Genomic DNA, 17,474 nt, shown 5'->3' with positions numbered 1-17,474 from the left:
AGGAGTTTATATTATTTGGAGCAAGAAGGATAAAATCAGGAGGTGGTTTGGCTATGTTGAGCGAAATCAAACCTCAGGTTGAGGAAATAGCGGACAGATTAGGAGAGATGAGGGAGTATCTTTGACATCGCGGGCAAGGAGCGCAGAGTCGCGGAGCTTGAAGAAGTGGCTTCGCGGCCGGATTTTTGGAACGATCGCGACCAGGCGCAGCGGGTGCTGCAGGAGATGAGCTCCCTCAAGGGATCCGTAGACCGTGTGAGGGGACTTGAACGCCGGGTCGAGGACCTGAAGACCCTGTTGCAGCTCGGTATCGAAGAGGGAGATGAGAGCCTGGAGCCTGAGATCCGTCAGGATCTGAGAGATCTGGCGAAAGAAGTGGATGCTCTAGAGCTGTCATCCCTCTTGAAAGGGGAATATGACGGGAACAACGCCATTTTGACCATACACCCGGGCGCCGGGGGAACAGAATCCCAGGATTGGGCGGACATGCTCCTCAGAATGTACCTTAGATGGGCAGAGCGCCGGGGATACAAGACGCAGATCGTTGATCTGCTTCCAGGTGATGAGGCTGGGATCAAGAGCGTTACAGTAGTCGTATCTGGAGAAAACGCCTATGGCTATCTGAAGGCCGAAAAGGGGATTCACCGACTGGTTAGGATATCCCCATTTGACGCAAATTCGCGGCGTCATACTTCTTTTGCGTCTGTGGAAGTCATCCCCGAGATCGATGATAATATTGAGATAGACATTAATCCTGAGGATTTACGGATAGATACCTATCGCGCTGGCGGCCATGGCGGCCAGTATGTGAATAAGACAGACTCTGCGGTGCGGATCACCCATATACCGACCGGGATTGTGGTTCAATGCCAGAATGAGCGTTCACAATACAGCAATAGGCTGACTGCGATGAAACTTCTGCGGGCTCGTCTCTTCGAGCTTCATCAGCAGGAACAAAATAAGAAGCTTTCGGAGATCCGGGGCGAGCAACGAGAGATCGCATGGGGCAATCAAATAAGATCTTATGTATTTCACCCATACTCGATGGTAAAGGACCACAGGACCGGCCTTGAGAAGGGGAATGCACAGGCTGTAATGGACGGAGAGATCGACGAATTCATTGATGCGTTTTTGAGAGGCAGGAAAAACGTTGGCACTGAATTTAGAGCATCCGAGGCGGGATCATAGGGGTCCTGGCGGACCTGTCGCGAGGTGGATAGCGATTTCCATAGCAGCAACCGTCCTTGCCTTGTGTCTCGCATCTGAGGCCCTTTTGCCTCAGATGGCCGGACGAGCCATAGAAATGGCCTTTCGGAACAACGTCAATAGAGATGCTACCATTCAAGTTGAAATAAAGACATTCCCTGCGGTCCGCATGCTTGCCGGTCATGTCGACCATCTGACAGCGGATATTTCACGTCTGGTTCTAAATGATCTGAGAATCAAACGGATATTCCTCGATGCTCAAGACATTGATCTTGATGTACAAAGGGCACTCCTGAAGAAGAAGGTTGACTTGAGGAGAATTGACCGGGCATCGGTCACGGTGGTGTTGGATCAGGACGATATCAACAGGTATATAAAATCAAGAGGGGGATTGCTGAGCCTCGTGAGGGTAGAACTCTCACGAGGCAAGGCTGAGCTCATTGGGGAGTATCCGATCCTTGGCAAGACTTTGACGGTGTCTGTCAATGGGCATTTTGCCGTAGAGGGAGCGACACGTGTGAAGTTTGTCATAGACAAAGCCCATGTAGAGAAATACCTCATACCGAAGTTTATACAAAGGGAACTCACAAAGAATCTGGATCTTTCCATAGATCTTCAGGGATTGCCCGTCCCGTTTTCTATCCATGATGTCCGGATAGAGCAGGGCGCCATCTATGTTTTTGGAGGAAAATCTTGATGAGACGCTATATATGGGTGATCGTGATCATAATCTCCCTCATGTTCGCTGGTTCGGTACTATTCAAGAGGTCGGCCATCGAGAGCGGCAACCGGACTGTGGAGCTGGTCCTCGATTTGGATAGCGCGCGCGCGTTTTGCGAGGAAAATGATTATGACCTTCAAACCTTCCTTCGAGAGGTGAAGGGGGCTGGCGTGAATTCCCTCGGATTGACGGAAGAAACGTTGGCGGATCTTGTCGACCAGGGAGATGCGGTCGTGTTGAGTGGCTCTGAGGTTATGACGTTTGAGCGGCTAGGCAGATTGGCACACCCTTTGCTCGCTTGGTTGGTCAAGAATAACAAGATAGTGGCCGCCAATACCTATGTATTCTCTGCAGATAAAGAGTCATACAACGATCTCAAGGACGCTCTTATGATTCGCCTCGAGGGAAAGCGTCTAAAATCATGGGAATCGGACGGGCTTGGCGTAATAGAAATCGCCCAGAGGAAAAATCTCTCCCTGAGGTTCAATCTAGGCTTATCCAGGGATGAAATAGAGATGGCGAAGGCCGCGGGGCTCGGGATAATCCCTAGATTTACGAATGCTCGGGGAGTAACCCCAAAGGTCATAGAAGGCTTCATAAGGCGTGCCGGACAGCTCGATCCGTTCAGTGTCGTTCTTTTCAATGGCACTCAGGTGGCAGGGTTTCCCGATCACGTCAAGGATGTGGCATCAGTTTTAATGGCAAATGGGATCGCCTTTGGCCGTATCGAGTTTGCGAAGCAGCAGGGCGATGCTGAGCTTGCATGGTTTATGACCCCGGAACACATCATCCGGGTGCACAGTATCACAGCCAATGAGATTCCTAAATACATGCCAGAGTCGGCAAGGGAGCGCTTCATCCGGGCGGCTCGTGAGAGGGGGATGCGCATCCTTTATATTCGTCCTCTTACGCAATTTCCGCCATCGATAGATCCTGTGAAAGGCAACATCGAATATTTCGGTTCCATTGCCCGGTCTCTGGAGGGTGAGGGTTTTCATATAGGGATCGCCCGGCCTTATTCTGCTTTTGACTCGCGCTTCATCATATTGTTGGCTATATCGCTTGGGGCGCTCGCGGGTGGTATCTTGCTATTGGAGGCATTCCATCCCCTTCCCGCATGGGCACAAATGCTTCTATTCGGCATAGGCATTCTGGCTTTTACAGGTATATATCTTTCTTTCTCCTCTACTCTCACCCGCAAAATCGTGGCCCTCGGCGCTGCCATCGTATACCCGAGCCTCGGAGCCATATCCGTCATAGAGGCTGGTTGCCGGGCAAATCGCCGTCATGCCGGGAATGATCCTTTCGGTGTTGGAAAGGATGGCTATTCCTTCGGGGGGGCCGTTGTGCGCGCCATCTCTATCTGGCTCTCAGCCTGCCTTATGACAGGCGTCGGGGCGCTCATCGTCGCATCCATTCTATCAAATCTGAATTTCATGCTTCAGCTGGATCAATTCGCCGGGGTAAAATTCATGCATATCCTTCCCATCTTGATCGTGGCCTTTTACATGTGGAGGAAGAAAGATGCCTTCTACGAAAGAGAGGAGCGCGGGCAATTTGGGCTAGCGGACTTTTTGAATAAGCCTATACTTATGTGGCATGTCCTGGCGGCGGCGCTCGTTTTGGTGTCCGGGGTGATATATGTGGGAAGGACAGGTAATTCCTTTATTCTTCCAATATCAGGGATCGAAGAGACGATGAGGACCACCCTCGAACGAATCTTTATTGTAAGGCCTCGAACGAAGGAGTTTCTGATCGGGCATCCAGCCATGATCCTTGCAGCTTTGTTGTTCGCGAAGGACGGCTTGCGAAAGAACTGGTTGGCGGCAGTGGCTCTGCTGGTAGGGACCATAGGGCAATTGTCTTTCGTAAATAGCTTTTCGCACTTGCATACCCCCATCATTGTCACCATCATGCGGACTTTTTGGGGAGCTTTTATAGGCTGTGCTGGTGGGGTCGTGATTTCGGTCATCTACTTGTTTCTTTCAAGAAATGTCCGGCAGGCCACATCACGAAGATTGAGACTGGAAGGGTAGAAGGATGCCAGAGGATAGGGAGAAAGGGCTGAGTATGGGGGATCATAAGTTCGTCATATCCGGTTACTATGGCTTTGGCAATTTAGGGGATGAATGTGTCCTTCAGGCTATAATCTCCCATCTCCGCGAGGCGTCACCCGGTTGCGAGATCCTAGTATTATCTGGCGATCCTGATGATACTCGGAGAGCATATGGAGTAAGATCTATCCACAGGTACGCCGTAAGGGGCATTGCTAGGGAGCTCGAGACAGCCTCGCTCTTCATCAGTGGGGGCGGGAGCCTGTTTCAAGATGTGACCAGCTTCCGTTCCATTTGGTACTATCTCGGCATGGTGGGGCTGGCACTGTCTCTTGGAGTGCCTGTAATGGTCTATGCGCAGGGGATAGGGCCATTCAGGTCCCGAATCAGCCAGATTGTGACGCGCAGGTTCTTGAATCGCTGTGATGTCATCACTGTACGTGACGAGCAATCCAGAAAGGCACTCGACGCCCTGGCCATCAATCGACCTTCGATCCATGTGGTGGCAGACCCTGTTTTCGGTCTAGATTTCAGAGAACTTCAGATCCGGGCGGATTGGCGACCGGACCGGCTGGGCGGGCGGCCGGGTTCGAAATTCAGGATAGGCATAGCGCCAAGGGAATGGAATGGGTCTGGACGTTATAGGCGCGCCATAGCTGAGGCAGCAAGTCGTCTCATTAAGGACTTTGATGCTGATTGCGTTCTCATGCCATTCCATCATGCTGTAGATGACAAGATATGCCATGAAATTTCAGCTGAAATTACGGGGAAAAGCGGTAAGCCTGCGCCGGTCAGCCAGTGCAGATCTCCGGAAGAGGTCATGGCGAAGATTCAGGAGTTGGACCTGCTCATCGGGATGCGCCTCCACTCTCTCATAATGGCCGCGAATTCGGGCACTCCTTTCATAGCGATTTCGTATGACCCCAAGATAGAAGCCTTAACAGCGGAGCTGGGCTGCGGTAAGCCTCTCAAAGTGGATGATGTCTCATCTGAACAGATATATGATGCTGCCGCAGCTGTTTTGAACCAACGGGGAAAAGAGCCAGGCGGCGCCCCCGGTTCAGCGGAACCAGAGAATGGGCGTTTTCCGCTGGCAAATGTATGCTTTCCACGTGAAGACGTGGTCCTGGCGCTCCGGGAGAAAAGTCGGAAATCTGCAGTCCTAGCCGTGGAAACTGCGCGAAAGAGAAAGCCAGGCACGGTCTATATATTGGGTTTCCCTGTTGATTCCATCGATATGCGGGAGGCGACGGAACGTGCAGGGGAGATGGCCCGGCGTGATGCCGTATCTCATGTCGTTACCATGAATGCTGAGATATGTATATTAGCCAGAGGTGATCAGGAGCTTGCCCGCATCATAAGGGCAGCTGATATGGTCACTGCAGATGGCGCGGGCGTCGTGTGGGCCGCTCGCCTTTCCGGTTGGCCGGTTCCAGAAAGGGTAGCCGGCTATGACTTGATGCTTTCCATCATGCATGCCCTGCCTCAGTGGGGAATGGGTGTGTATCTTCTTGGGAGCGCGCCAGAGGTCGTTGAATCCGCTAAAAAACGCCTAGAGGAGAATATCCCCGGCCTTCGCGTCCTAGGAGCGCATCATGGTTATTTCAAAGGAGAAGATGCAGAGGAGGATGTCTTATGTTCCATGTGGAACAGTGGCGCCAGGGTCTTCTTCGTGGCTATGGGCGCTCCGAAACAGGAGAAATGGATCGACAAGATGCGGTCCGCAGGCAAATTGCCCCCTGGCCTGTATATCGGTGTAGGTGGGGCCTTCGATGTGGTCGCCGGGATCAAAAAGAGGGCCCCATTATGGATACAAAGAGCTGGCCTGGAATGGCTCTATCGTGTCCTGTCTGAGCCCGCTAGGATACGGAGAGTATGGAATCTGCCCCGATTTATGTGGGCTGTGATGATGCATGAGGCATTGAGGCTATGCCTGGGGCTTAGACTGAGGCGCGACAAGTCAACTGGTGAAGCGCGGCGATAGTGCAAAAACTCGTTGATGGCAATTCCGCGCTGGATGCTTTCGACTTCCAACCGGGAGTTGGGCGCGAAATCCTTTCTAGTGGGGTGAGGATTCACCCAAATGCGATTTCAATCTATTGGAAGTAAGGTCATGCAGGGTTTTGTAACATGTTATCGAAGTATGCAATTTAGAGGAAAAAGCTTCAGGGAAAAGGCTGAAACTATCGCAAGCCGCTCCGGGCCCGGAGGTATGGTCCGGGCCAGATGAGAGTGGATATCGGAAAATAATCGGACAAACTGGAGTGTTAGTCTGATGATTCGCATGAATCGAGTTTCAAAAGTATATCCAAACAAGACAGCCGCACTGGTGAATGTCGATCTTTCTGTCAGGGATGGAGAATTTGTGTTCCTTGTCGGGCCCAGCGGAGCGGGGAAGACGACCTTCCTAAACCTTTTAGTTCGTCATGTACTCCCAACGACGGGACACGTGATTATAGATGGCAAGAACATTTGTCGGCTCAAACCATGGGAAGTTCCTTACTTGCGCAGGAGGATCGGAATGATCTTTCAGGATTTCAAGCTGCTTCCCAATAAGACAGTATTTGAGAATATCGCCTTTGCTTTGAGAGTGATGGAAAGACCGAATTACGAGATCTGGAAACGCGTGTCAGATGTTTTGCGCCTGGTGGGGTTACAAGATAAGGCCAAGGTGCTGCCGCAAAATCTGTCTGGAGGAGAGCAACAACGTGTCTCGATCGCCAGGGCCATTGTGAAGCGGCCTGACATTCTGCTTGCTGATGAGCCTACCGGCAACCTAGATATTGACACCTCCTTCGGCATCATGGAATTGCTCGAGGAAATAAATCGAAATGGCACTACGGTGATCATGGCTACCCATAACAAGGCTATTGTAGACAGGATGAAGAGACGCGTGGTTGAGATTGACCACGGGCGAATAGTTAGGGACGAGGATGGGGGCGCCTATAAAGGATGAGATTCCACACTTTTGGTTATTACATATCTGAGGCTTTAAAGGGCGCCCGGCGCGGCATCAGTCTTATGTCACTCAGTACAATAGTCGCTTCTTTCTTTATCCTCGGTTCACTGGCTCTGGTCTTTGTGAATCTGGATTATCTTTCCCGATCTCTGGTGTCGCGTGTTGAGATAAGGGTCTTCCTGAAAAATGGACTCAGCCCATCTCAGATCAAGAATCTTCAGTCTAAATTAGAGGCCTTGCCGGAGGTGAAGTCATTGGATTTCATCTCAAAAGATGAAGGTCTAAAGGCCCTCAAGGCGCAATTGAAAGATAAACAGTTTTTGTTTGATGTGCTAGAAGAGAATCCCCTTCCTGATGCCATCGATATTAAACTTAAGGATCCGAGAAAGGCAGCTTCCCTGGCAGGGACCATTGAAGCATTTGCCGGAGTGGAGTCAGTAAACTACGGCAAGGGATTCGCAGAGGCACTTTTTGCTGCTACCAGATTCATCGGTGTCATAGCAGTCGCATTCTTTGCCATTATGACATCACTCCTGGTATTTATCATAGGAAATGCAGTCAGATTGAGCATTTTCTCTCGTCGCCGCGAGATAGAAATAGCTCGTCTGATTGGAGCAACCGATTGGTTTATCAGATGGCCTTTCATCTTGGAGGGGATAATTATCGGAATGTCAGGCGCTGCCATATCCTGTCTTGTATTATATGCAGGTTACCAGGCATGTCTTAGATACCTTAATTCTGGAGCGCCCTTCATCCCGGTCGTTACAGATCGCCTGATCATCGGATTGACCTGCCTGGGGCTCGTGGGGATAGGGGCGTTGATGGGCGCGGTGGCCAGCTGGGGCTTTACAAGAAGATATCTTAAGGCATAAAGATTCGGAGGAAAAAGGTGTTCACCAAAAAGATACGGTTTGCAGCGAAAAGGTCTCAGGATACGGCTTTTCAATCGACCCCATTATTTGGGTCTATTCTGCCTGTCTTCATATTCCTATTACTGGTTCTCCTCTTATCTTCAAACGCTCTTGGAGCTGATGACCTTTCAAAGAAACAGAGCGAATTAAAATCCGTTAACTCTAAGATTGCCGCCACCAAAAATCTCGTCCTGAAGATAAGAAACCAAGAAAGAGGAGTGCTGGCTGAGCTTGATAGAATAGAGAAGGAGTTGGACAAGTCAGAGGCTAGCCTGAGAAAGCTCGACCTGCAGCTGGACGCTGTCAGCAAGGATATCTTTGCCGCGGAGAGGCAGCTCAAATTGGCGGAGGCGGACCTTGCATCCAAGAAACGCGCCCTATCCAAGAGGCTGTCCATATTTAGCAGCAGGCTCCGGGCATTATATATGAATGGCCCCTTGAACTATCTGGAGCTCTTGATAGGAACTCGCAGTTTCACTGATCTGATAACCCGTGTTGATATGATCTCCCGCTGTCTTGAATATGATGCGAAGATATATGGTGAAGTGCGCGCCGAGGCAGAGTCTATCAAGGTGCAGATGGCCGAGATAGACCAACGCAGGTCTGCCCTTGTGGAAAAGCGAAAGAACCTGCAAAAGATAGAGGCAAGGATCGCTCAGGAACATAAGACCCTTGAAAATCAGCGCAGGGAGCGCGCCAGGGTGTTGGCGCGAATTCAGGGAGAGAGAAAGAATTATGAGCAGGCCCTTGATGAACTTGAGGCTATGTCCAACCAGCTTGCCAGGGTCATAAAAGAATTGCAGGATCAGCGCGCCAGGTCAGGTAAGGTAGAGATAAAATGGTCCGGTGCGTTTGTCATGCCTGTGAGAGGGAGGATTTCATCAGATTTCGGCAATAGAATGCATCCAATTCTCCACCAGGCCCGCTTTCATTCAGGGATCGACATAGCGGCTCCCCAGGGTTCTCCCGTAGTGGCCGCGGCAGATGGCACAGTGATCTACAGCGGGTGGATAAGCGGCTATGGTAACACCGTGATCATTGATCATGGTGGGGGGCTCTCAACTCTATATGGGCATAATTCAGTGCTACTTGCATCTAATGGAGATTGGGTGAAAAAAGGGCAGCTGATAGCGAGGGTTGGAGCAACGGGCCTTGCAACCGGACCTCATGTGCATTTTGAGGTGCGGGAGGAGGGTGTCCCGGTGAGCCCATGGAAATGGTTGAGATAGAGAAAACGAAATGGCTGCCGCGGTAGTCAAGTTTGAAAGGTGTTGACCGCAATAATGAACCTGGTTGATAAGATGGTCGGGCGGAAAAGACGCTTTCGCCTCATGGCCCTAGCAATAGTGATCGTCATTCTTTGTATTGCTCTTCCCTCTCTAAAAGCTACTATGGCTGGAGAATCCCATGCGCCCAAGGAAAATGCTGAAAACCAGCAGGGACGGGCCTCTGATGCCACAGCTATCGAGGTGATCCTGAGTCTGGAGCGGTACTATATCGATAAGGTTGACACCGGCAAGTTGGTCAAGGCATATCTAAAGAACCATTCCATTCCTGAAATGCTGGCGACGCTAGGAGATCCCTATACTCGATACATGAATCCGCGAGAATTCCTGACTTTATTGGAGGATGCGAAGGGAGAGTTTGACGGTATAGGTATTACTGTGGGACTGCGTGACAATATGCTGACGGTGATCGCCCCTCTCGAAGGCACTCCAGGGTATAAGGCAGGGCTAAAACCCGGGGATCATATAGTCACGATCGATGGAAAATCAACAAAAGACATGGCCCTTGACTATGCAGTAAGCTTGATGAGAGGCAAGAAGGGCACGCAGGTGATTCTTGGCGTTGAACGAAAGGGCGAAAAAGGAACACTTACATTTAAAATCATACGCGACACTGTCAAGGCTCCTCCACCGGTCGAAGCCAAGATGCTGGACAATAAGATAGGATATGTGATTTTGGCCAACTTTGAAGGAAAAGATACAGCCGCGGAAATGCGAAGTGCCATCGAAAAGCTGGAGAAGGAAGGTATGCAGGGCTTGATACTTGACCTTCGATTCAATGGCGGCGGGCTCCTTGAGTTGGCAGTGCAAATAGCGCAGATGTTCATTCCCGAAGGAAAGCCGATAGTGCATACAATAGATAGGGATGGTTTGAAACAGACGACCTATGCAGGCCCTGGCAAACGATTTTCCCTCCCCATGGTGGTGTTGGTAAATGAATATTCGGCAAGCGCATCTGAGATCCTGAGCGGCGCCCTGCAGGATCTGAAGGTCGCCGATCTGGTGGGCACCAAAACCTTTGGCAAAGGAGTGGTTCAGATAATCCAGCCATTAAGTGACGGTTCTGGATTGACCATAACAGTGCAGCGTTATCTTACCCCTTTAGGCAGGTCGATTCACGGCACCGGGCTCAAGCCTGATATTTATGTTGAGCTGCCGGTCCCAGATAAGTCGTCGGATTCAGGGGGTTCATCCACTCCGAAACAGATCAAAGATACGCAACTCGAAAAGGCAAAGCAGGTCCTCCTCAAGAAGATCCAGGAGGAACGCGAAAAGCAGCCTCACCTCAAGAAGATCGAGGCGGGACATAAGGGGGTGACCAAGTCTAGGCCCGCGGCATAGATCGCTGGTCTGGCTCTTGAATGTTTCCCTTTGGAAAGATCCTGCTGGCAATGTTCATGGTGCTGCCAAGCGTAATCTTTAATTACTTTTTCTGGATTGTCATCTTTCTCGTGGGGATGCAGTATGCTCGTGTCGCGAAATTACAGGAGAGGATGCTAGGAATTACCTCTATATCACCCATGAGAATGACAATTTCCTCCCTTATTTACGGGTTTGCAGGAGGGATCATAGGCAGTTTCATTTTCATTCTCCTTGGAGTAACGCTGACTGGCGCAGGTATCTCATATGTCTGGCCATTAGCCATATTCCTCATGCTAGTGGATGTACGATTTCTTTGTTTCTCCTATGCCGGCGGCATCGTAGCCCTTTCAAACCTCGTCTTTGGCCTCCCCAAGATAGGCGTGCCGGAACTCATGGCATTGGTTGCTGTGCTGCATATGATCGAAAGCATATTGATCTGGCTTGGCGGGGATGAAAATAAGGTGCCTGTCTTCCTGAAGGATAAAAAGGGCCAAATTATGGGAGGGTTCGCGCTCCAGAGATTTTGGCCCGTGCCTATAGTCGCCATGATGGTCTTGCCCCCCGAATTGGCACAGCTTCAGGATATGGCGCGGGATATGATCAAGATGCCCGACTGGTGGCCGTTGATAAAGTCCACGATCTCGGTCCCTTCTGGACACGAATTGGTCTATGCGATGTTCGCCTTGCCTGCAGCCCTGGGATATGGGGATATCGCCCTCGCGCGCATGCCTGGCGAGCGGAGCAGGATTACGTCTTTTCATCTTCTCTTATTCAGCCTCATCCTTCTATGCCTTGCGGTGGCTTCTGTAAAATATCCTCTATTGAAGTACGCCGCAGCTATATTCTCTCCGCTGGGACATGAGGCTGTAATCCAGGTGGGAAGGCGTATGGAATTCGGTAGAGCCCCGCTCTTTTCGCAGCCAGTGAGGGGCGTGAGGATCCTAGATGTGGTGCCGGGATTGCCTGCATCCAGGGTAGGCTTTGCTCCAGGAGATATCATTCTGTCCATCAATGGAGAAAGGGTAGACTCAAGCTCCGATATAATGAAGGTAATGGGAGATCCTGTTCCCCACTATTACATCGAAGCTATCCACCGTGGCCCTGATGGGTCAGAAAAGAGAGTCACAAAGATCCTCCCCGCGGATATCGAAAAGCTCGGGATAGTCTTTGTCCCCGAGCCGGACGAGACCTTTTATATGGAAGTCATGCCGGATGGGATTTTGAAGAGGCTCATAGATCGCATTCGTGGCGGAAGGAAATGAAGCTCTCCGCCATTTATTGTGTAAGTTTATGGGTGCCTGCCCCATCAATCCCCGATGTAATGCCGCGCCAGAAGCCATTATCGGCGAGGGGAATGCCATGGGCTAACGCGTCAAGTATTAGGGGATTACGGCGTGCCTTGAGAAGAGCAACCTCGGACGGGAGGTAACCTTTAACATCAAGGAGTGGTATGGCATAACGATATAGGAATCTTGAACGTTCAAGGGGATGGGACGGGAGCTGGTCGGAGATGACAAGAATGTCGATGTCGCTATGCAAATTAAAATCCCCTCTGGCCACGGACCCGATCAAGACGGCGCAAAGTGGACCAATCTTCCCGCTAATCGTTTCTATGTATTTCCGTGCTGATTCAATCAATTCCTCGCGCTGGTTCATTCTATTCTTGAGCACCTTGTGCATCCTTAATTAACACCTCCTTCATCGCCCGGACATAATCGAGAATTAATGTCGCTGCCCGGATCGCCTCCTTATCAAGTAATATGGGCTCATCCATCTCCTGTGCCCCCAGTTTGGGTATATTTCGCAATCTCGGGATCATTTTATCATACTTAGTTTATCCTGACCAGTTGGGTGACCAAGACCTGAAGGCCGCATCTAAGCAGATTCTCAGCCAACCACCCTATTCCATATAGTGGTGCCTTATATCAGATGTTCAGCTGTGTTTCTCCTTGATCTTGAACCCGCGGATCTATAGTGGTATCCTTAATCATGGGCTATTTTGCTTTTAAATTTGGAGGACAGACATGAAGGCCGCGGGTCAGATAGGGGAATTTGCACAAGAAAGAGTCACCCTGCCTCGCCGCAGGAGCGCTCAGAATCGATTTAAGCTAGTCTCAAAATTCACACCCAAAGGGGACCAGCCTAAGGCTATTGCTGAGCTTGTCGAGGGTCTGAAGGCCGGGGAGCGGTTTCAGGTGCTGCTGGGCGCTACGGGTACCGGCAAGACATTTACCATGGCCGGGGTAATCGAGGCTGTGCAGAGGCCAACTCTTGTGATAGCTCATAATAAGACCCTGGCGGCCCAGCTGTGCAGTGAGTTCAAGGAGTTTTTCCCGGAGAATGCTGTAGAATATTTCGTCAGCTACTATGATTACTATCAGCCCGAGGCCTATATCCCACATACAGATACCTATATCGAGAAAGACGCATCCATCAATGATGAGCTGGACCGTCTGAGGCATGCCGCCACAAGCGCTTTGCTGGAGCGGCGTGATGTCATCATAGTGGCTAGCGTATCTTGCATATATGGTTTGGGTTCTCCTGAGGATTACCAGAATATGACTGTATCTGTAGCGGCAGGGGACATACTTGATCGTGACCAGCTCTTGCGGGACCTGGTTAGAATCCACTATGCCAGGAATGACATTGGCTTTGTGCGCGGCACCTTCCGGGTTCGAGGAGATACCGTTGAGATCATCCCGGCATATGGGGAGAATTCCATACGAATAGAATTTTTCGGAGATGAAATTGATCGTATAGTTGAGGCTGACATCATTACTGGCAGGGTGCTGCACAGGCTCGACCGCGTGACCATCTTCCCGGCCACACATTTTATAACCTCTGACGAGAAAATGAAGCGGGCCATTGCTGGGATCGAGGCGGAGCTCGAGGAGCGGTTAAAGGAATTGAAAGACCAGGAGAAACTCCTTGAGGCTCAGAGGCTTGAAATGCGGACAAGGTATGACCTGGAGATGCTTCAGGAGGTAGGGTATTGCCAGGGAATCGAGAACTACTCGAGGCACTTGACCGGCAGGGCGCCCGGCGAGCCCCCGGCTACCTTGCTCGATTATTTCCCGGAGGATTTTCTCATGTTCGTAGATGAGTCGCACGTCACGATTCCCCAATTGCACGCTATGTACGCAGGAGACCGTTCGCGCAAGGAAAGTCTGGTCGAATATGGTTTCAGGCTCCCATCCGCTTTCGATAATCGGCCTCTTCGATTTGAGGAATTTGAGAGGCATATAAACCAGGTCATTTTCGTGTCAGCGACTCCTGGGCCCTACGAATTATCGGTGAGTCACAGGATCGTAGAGCAGATCATCAGGCCTACCGGCCTGGTGGATCCGAAAGTGGAGGTGCGGCCTACCAAGGGCCAGATCGATGATCTTTTGAAGGAAATAAGGATGCGAACTGATAGAGGCCAGAGGGTCCTCGTCACTACACTGACAAAGAAAATGGCGGAGGATCTTACTGACTATCTGGCCGAGGTGGGAGTCAAGGTTCGCTATCTGCATTCGGATATCGAGACCATCGAAAGGGTTCAGATCCTGAGGGATCTGAGGTTGGGCAGATTCGACGTGCTTGTGGGAATAAACCTATTGAGGGAAGGGTTGGACCTTCCTGAGGTTTCTCTAGTAGCGATTCTTGATGCAGATAAAGAGGGGTACCTGCGCTCTGAGACTTCGCTCATTCAGACCATAGGGCGCGCTGCACGAAATGTTGATGGAACGGTTATAATGTACGCTGATGTCATAACCCAATCCATGCGCCGGGCTATTGACGAGACCGAAAGACGCAGGCGCATTCAAATAAGGTATAATGAAGAACACAATATCACGCCTGAGACTATACGCAAAGCGATATTCGATATGTCGAAGTTCACCGGGGGCGCAGAGGAAGAGCCTGGTGAGGCCAAGAAACCGGTTGAGGTACCCGAGAACCTCACTGATAAGCAGCTTTCCAAATACATCAAGGACTTGGAATCCGAAATGCGGAAGGCTGCTGAGGCCCTGGAATTTGAAAGGGCCGCGGAGATACGAGATCAAATTCGCGAGCTTCGCAACAGGCTGCTGCAGTAGAATCGCAAGGAGCAGATGATGAGCAAAGAGAAATTGATTATTCGAGGGGCGCGACAGCACAATCTAAAAAACATCGATTTGGAGATCCCCAGGAACAAGCTTGTGGTAATCACAGGGGTCAGCGGGTCGGGCAAGTCGTCTCTTGCCTTTGATACTATCTACGCTGAGGGCCAGAGACGCTATGTGGAATCTTTGTCGTCATATGCCCGGCAGTTTCTGGGCCAGATGGACAAGCCAGATGTCGACTATATTGAGGGGCTTTCGCCGGCGATTTCCATTGATCAGAAGAGCGGGAGCCGCAACCCGCGGTCAACGGTGGGAACAGTCACAGAAATATATGACTACCTGCGATTGCTTTTCGCTCGCATAGGGCAGCCCCATTGCCACAAATGCGGCAGGCCCATCGCGCAGCAAACCCCGGAACAGGTGGTAGACCAGGTCCTATCGCTTCCTCAGGGGACTCGGATACAAGTGCTCGCTCCCATCATCAGGGGGAAAAAGGGCGAACATAAGAAAGTCCTTGAAGACATCCGCAAGCAGGGGTTTGTCAGAGTCCGCATCAATGGCGAGATTCATGAGCTTTCAGAGGATATAAACCTTGAGCGCTATAAGATACACACGATCGAGGCTGTGGTGGACAGGTTGATAGTGCGGCCCGAGGTAGAGGCGCGGCTTGCGGATTCGGTGGAAACGGCCATGAAGCTGGGGGACGGGATCGCCATAATCAGCCTCCCTGACCAGGATCTTGTATTCAGCGAGAAGTTCGCCTGTCCGGATTGCGGAATCAGCTTTGAAGAACTTGCGCCCAGGATGTTCTCATTTAATAGTCCTTATGGGGCCTGCCCCGTTTGTGCGGGGTTGGGAAGTAAATGGGAGATGGACCCTGAGCTGGTCCTCGACTATGCCCGTTCCATCGAAGATGGGGGAATAGTTCCATGGCGGGGATCGTGGAATGGCACGCGCAGCGACTTCTTCGCTGCTCGTGTTGATGCGGTATGCCGGGAATTTGGCATAGATATGAAGAAACCCCTTGGCAAGCTGTCACAAGAAGAACGCCACATCCTGCTGCATGGCGCTGGCGATCGCAGGTTTAGGTTCCGCTATCACAACTTTGAGGGCGAATATCGGTGGTATGAAACCACCTATGAAGGTGTCATTCCCTACCTTGAGCGTAAATACCGGGAGGTGCAGTCGGACCAGGCTCGGGAGGAAATCGAGCAATTCATGGGATCCAGGCCCTGCCCTGCGTGCAATGGGGCGAGACTTAAGCCTGAGAGCCTGGCTGTGACCATAGCAGGAAAATCTATCATTGATGTAACACGGATGACCGTTGTAGATGCTAGAGATTTCTTTGTCAGTCTGAAATTGACTCCACGGGAGGAGCTAATTGCCCGTCAGATATTGAAGGAAATCCGGGAACGTCTGGGATTCTTGGTGGATGTGGGGTTGGATTACCTGACCCTTGACAGGACCGCTGGAACCCTCGCGGGGGGAGAGGCGCAGCGCATAAGGCTGGCAACCCAGATCGGCTCGAGCCTCGTCGGCGTCCTGTATATTCTAGACGAACCAAGTATAGGCCTGCATCAGAGGGACAACCGGAGATTGATCAATACCCTGTTGCGCTTGCGGGACCTGGGGAACACGGTCATAGTGGTTGAGCATGATGAAGAGACGATTCGTTCTAGTGACTACGTGATCGATATTGGACCCGGGGCAGGCAGCGAAGGCGGGAAGGTCGTTGCTGCCGGCACTGTAGATGAGATCATGAAATGTCCGGAGTCCATAACTGGTCAGTATTTGAGCGGGAAGAGGCAGATAGCGGTCCCTTCGCGGAGGAGGGCCCCCACTGGCAATTGGCTCAGGATCGTAGGAGCACGGGAGCATAATCTCAAGAACATAAATGTTGACATACCTTTGGGCGTTTTTGTGTGCGTTACCGGAGTCTCCGGTTCGGGAAAGAGCACCCTTGTGAATGAAATCCTTTACCGGAAGCTAGCTCATGATTTGAATGGAGCCACCGCCAAGGCTGGCCAGCACGATACGATCCTTGGCCTTGAGCATCTTGATAGGGTGATAGATGTTGACCAGTCCCCGATAGGGAGGACTCCCAGATCCAATCCAGCCACTTATACCGGGGCCTTTGATCCTATCAGGGAGACCTTTGCCCAGACCCCTGAGGCCAAGATCAGGGGATATACAGCTGGACGTTTTAGCTTCAATGTCAAAGGCGGAAGATGCGAGGCATGCCATGGTGATGGTATCATAAAGATAGAGATGCATTTCCTCCCGGATGTCTATGTCCCATGCGATGTCTGTAAGGGGAAGAGATATAACCGGGAGACTCTTGAAGTAAGGTATAAAGGCAAGAATATCGCGGAAGTCCTGGATATGAGGGTTGAGGAAGCGCTTGAGTTCTTCCGCAATATCCCAAAAATCCAGCGCAAGCTAGCGACATTGAATGATGTCGGGCTTGGATATATAAAGCTGGGCCAGCCTGCCACGACTCTATCGGGAGGAGAGGCCCAGAGGGTAAAGCTCGCAACTGAGCTTTCAAGGAGGAGCAACGGGAGGACTCTTTATATCCTCGATGAACCTACAACAGGCCTGCATTTCGCTGATGTGGAAAAGCTCCTGGGGGTCCTCCAGCGACTGGTTGATGCAGGTGACACAGTGGTCGTCATCGAGCATAATCTGGATGTGATAAAGACGGCTGATTATATCATCGACCTGGGGCCTGAAGGCGGAGAACGGGGAGGAACAGTGGTCGCGACCGGCACACCAGAAGAGGTCGCCATGGTTCCTGAGTCATATACAGGCCAGTTTTTGAGGCAGATGCTTCATCTCGAAGAACAAGGCGATGAAGCGAGATTATATTGTGCTGGGAGATAGATGTCTA

At 51.2% G+C, this 17,474-nt stretch carries 12 protein-coding genes; 11 read left to right on the top strand and 1 reads right to left on the bottom strand.

The window, feature by feature from the left end:
• Positions 1-53 precede the first annotated feature (53 nt).
• The 9 genes from prfB (at position 54) to HPY52_03410 (ending at position 11,761) form a co-directional block, all read left to right on the top strand.
• Positions 54-1,188, top strand: a protein-coding gene (gene prfB, locus HPY52_03450; protein NPV79321.1) for a peptide chain release factor 2 whose coding sequence is annotated in 2 segments (ribosomal slippage) — positions 54-122 and positions 124-1,188 — 1,134 coding nt in all. Because the reading frame shifts where the segments join, the coding sequence is not laid out codon by codon here.
• A complete protein-coding gene (locus tag HPY52_03445; protein NPV79320.1) occupies positions 1,151-1,903 on the top strand; it encodes a DUF2993 domain-containing protein in 753 nt (250 codons plus the stop codon). Before prfB ends, HPY52_03445 begins: the two co-directional genes overlap by 38 nt.
• The gene (locus tag HPY52_03440) at positions 1,903-3,963 is read left to right on the top strand and encodes a hypothetical protein (protein ID NPV79319.1); all 2,061 of its coding nucleotides are present in this window, start codon (positions 1,903-1,905) and stop codon (positions 3,961-3,963) included. The genes HPY52_03445 and HPY52_03440 overlap by 1 nt, the downstream gene beginning before the upstream one ends.
• Before the next feature lie 4 nt (positions 3,964-3,967).
• Entirely contained in the window at positions 3,968-5,965 is a 1,998-nt protein-coding gene (csaB, locus tag HPY52_03435) for a polysaccharide pyruvyl transferase CsaB (protein ID NPV79318.1), read from the top strand.
• A gap of 291 nt (positions 5,966-6,256) precedes the next feature.
• Positions 6,257-6,937: a cell division ATP-binding protein FtsE gene (ftsE, locus tag HPY52_03430; protein ID NPV79317.1), complete on the top strand. Its 681-nt coding sequence runs from the start codon at positions 6,257-6,259 to the stop codon at positions 6,935-6,937.
• A complete protein-coding gene (locus HPY52_03425; GenBank protein NPV79316.1) occupies positions 6,934-7,812 on the top strand; it encodes an ABC transporter permease in 879 nt (292 codons plus the stop codon). The genes ftsE and HPY52_03425 overlap by 4 nt, the downstream gene beginning before the upstream one ends.
• A 17-nt stretch (positions 7,813-7,829) precedes the next feature.
• Positions 7,830-9,080 (top strand): peptidoglycan DD-metalloendopeptidase family protein, encoded by a 1,251-nt coding sequence (locus HPY52_03420; protein ID NPV79315.1) that lies wholly within the window; start codon positions 7,830-7,832, stop codon positions 9,078-9,080.
• Positions 9,081-9,182: 102 nt separating this feature from the next.
• Positions 9,183-10,478, top strand: coding sequence for a S41 family peptidase (locus HPY52_03415; protein NPV79314.1), 1,296 nt, complete (start codon positions 9,183-9,185; stop codon positions 10,476-10,478).
• Positions 10,479-10,498: 20 nt separating this feature from the next.
• Entirely contained in the window at positions 10,499-11,761 is a 1,263-nt protein-coding gene (locus HPY52_03410; protein ID NPV79313.1) for a PDZ domain-containing protein, read from the top strand.
• Between the two features lie 13 nt (positions 11,762-11,774).
• Here HPY52_03410 and HPY52_03405 read toward each other — a convergent pair whose 3' ends face one another.
• The gene (locus tag HPY52_03405; GenBank protein NPV79312.1) at positions 11,775-12,179 is read right to left on the bottom strand and encodes a nucleotidyltransferase domain-containing protein; all 405 of its coding nucleotides are present in this window, start codon (positions 12,177-12,179) and stop codon (positions 11,775-11,777) included.
• Between the two features lie 344 nt (positions 12,180-12,523).
• Here HPY52_03405 and uvrB point away from each other — a divergent pair, with 344 nt between their 5' ends.
• Both uvrB and uvrA read left to right on the top strand, forming a co-directional pair.
• Positions 12,524-14,578, top strand: coding sequence for an excinuclease ABC subunit UvrB (uvrB, locus tag HPY52_03400; protein ID NPV79311.1), 2,055 nt, complete (start codon positions 12,524-12,526; stop codon positions 14,576-14,578).
• An 18-nt stretch (positions 14,579-14,596) separates the two neighbouring features.
• A complete protein-coding gene (gene uvrA, locus HPY52_03395; GenBank protein ID NPV79310.1) occupies positions 14,597-17,467 on the top strand; it encodes an excinuclease ABC subunit UvrA in 2,871 nt (956 codons plus the stop codon).
• The last annotated feature ends 7 nt before the right edge of the window (positions 17,468-17,474 follow it).

The sequence above is a fragment of the Bacillota bacterium genome (assembly GCA_013178415.1).
GTDB lineage: Bacteria > Bacillota > SHA-98 > Ch115 > Ch115 > Ch115.
Note: the sequence above shows the minus strand (reverse complement) of the source record. Positions and strands in the feature narration are given on the sequence as shown.

Excerpts from the sequence above, each read along its gene's own strand:
- ftsE (NPV79317.1), top strand. The coding sequence starts at position 6,257 with ATGATTCGCATGAATCGAGTTTCAAAAGTATATCCAAACAAGACAGCC.
- HPY52_03410 (NPV79313.1), top strand. The coding sequence starts at position 10,499 with ATGTTTCCCTTTGGAAAGATCCTGCTGGCAATGTTCATGGTGCTGCCA.
- HPY52_03440 (NPV79319.1), top strand. The coding sequence starts at position 1,903 with ATGAGACGCTATATATGGGTGATCGTGATCATAATCTCCCTCATGTTC.
- uvrB (NPV79311.1), top strand. The coding sequence starts at position 12,524 with ATGAAGGCCGCGGGTCAGATAGGGGAATTTGCACAAGAAAGAGTCACC.
- csaB (NPV79318.1), top strand. The coding sequence starts at position 3,968 with ATGCCAGAGGATAGGGAGAAAGGGCTGAGTATGGGGGATCATAAGTTC.
- HPY52_03415 (NPV79314.1), top strand. The coding sequence starts at position 9,183 with ATGGCCCTAGCAATAGTGATCGTCATTCTTTGTATTGCTCTTCCCTCT.
- HPY52_03425 (NPV79316.1), top strand. The coding sequence starts at position 6,934 with ATGAGATTCCACACTTTTGGTTATTACATATCTGAGGCTTTAAAGGGC.
- HPY52_03405 (NPV79312.1), bottom strand. The coding sequence starts at position 12,179 with ATGCACAAGGTGCTCAAGAATAGAATGAACCAGCGCGAGGAATTGATT.
- uvrA (NPV79310.1), top strand. The coding sequence starts at position 14,597 with ATGAGCAAAGAGAAATTGATTATTCGAGGGGCGCGACAGCACAATCTA.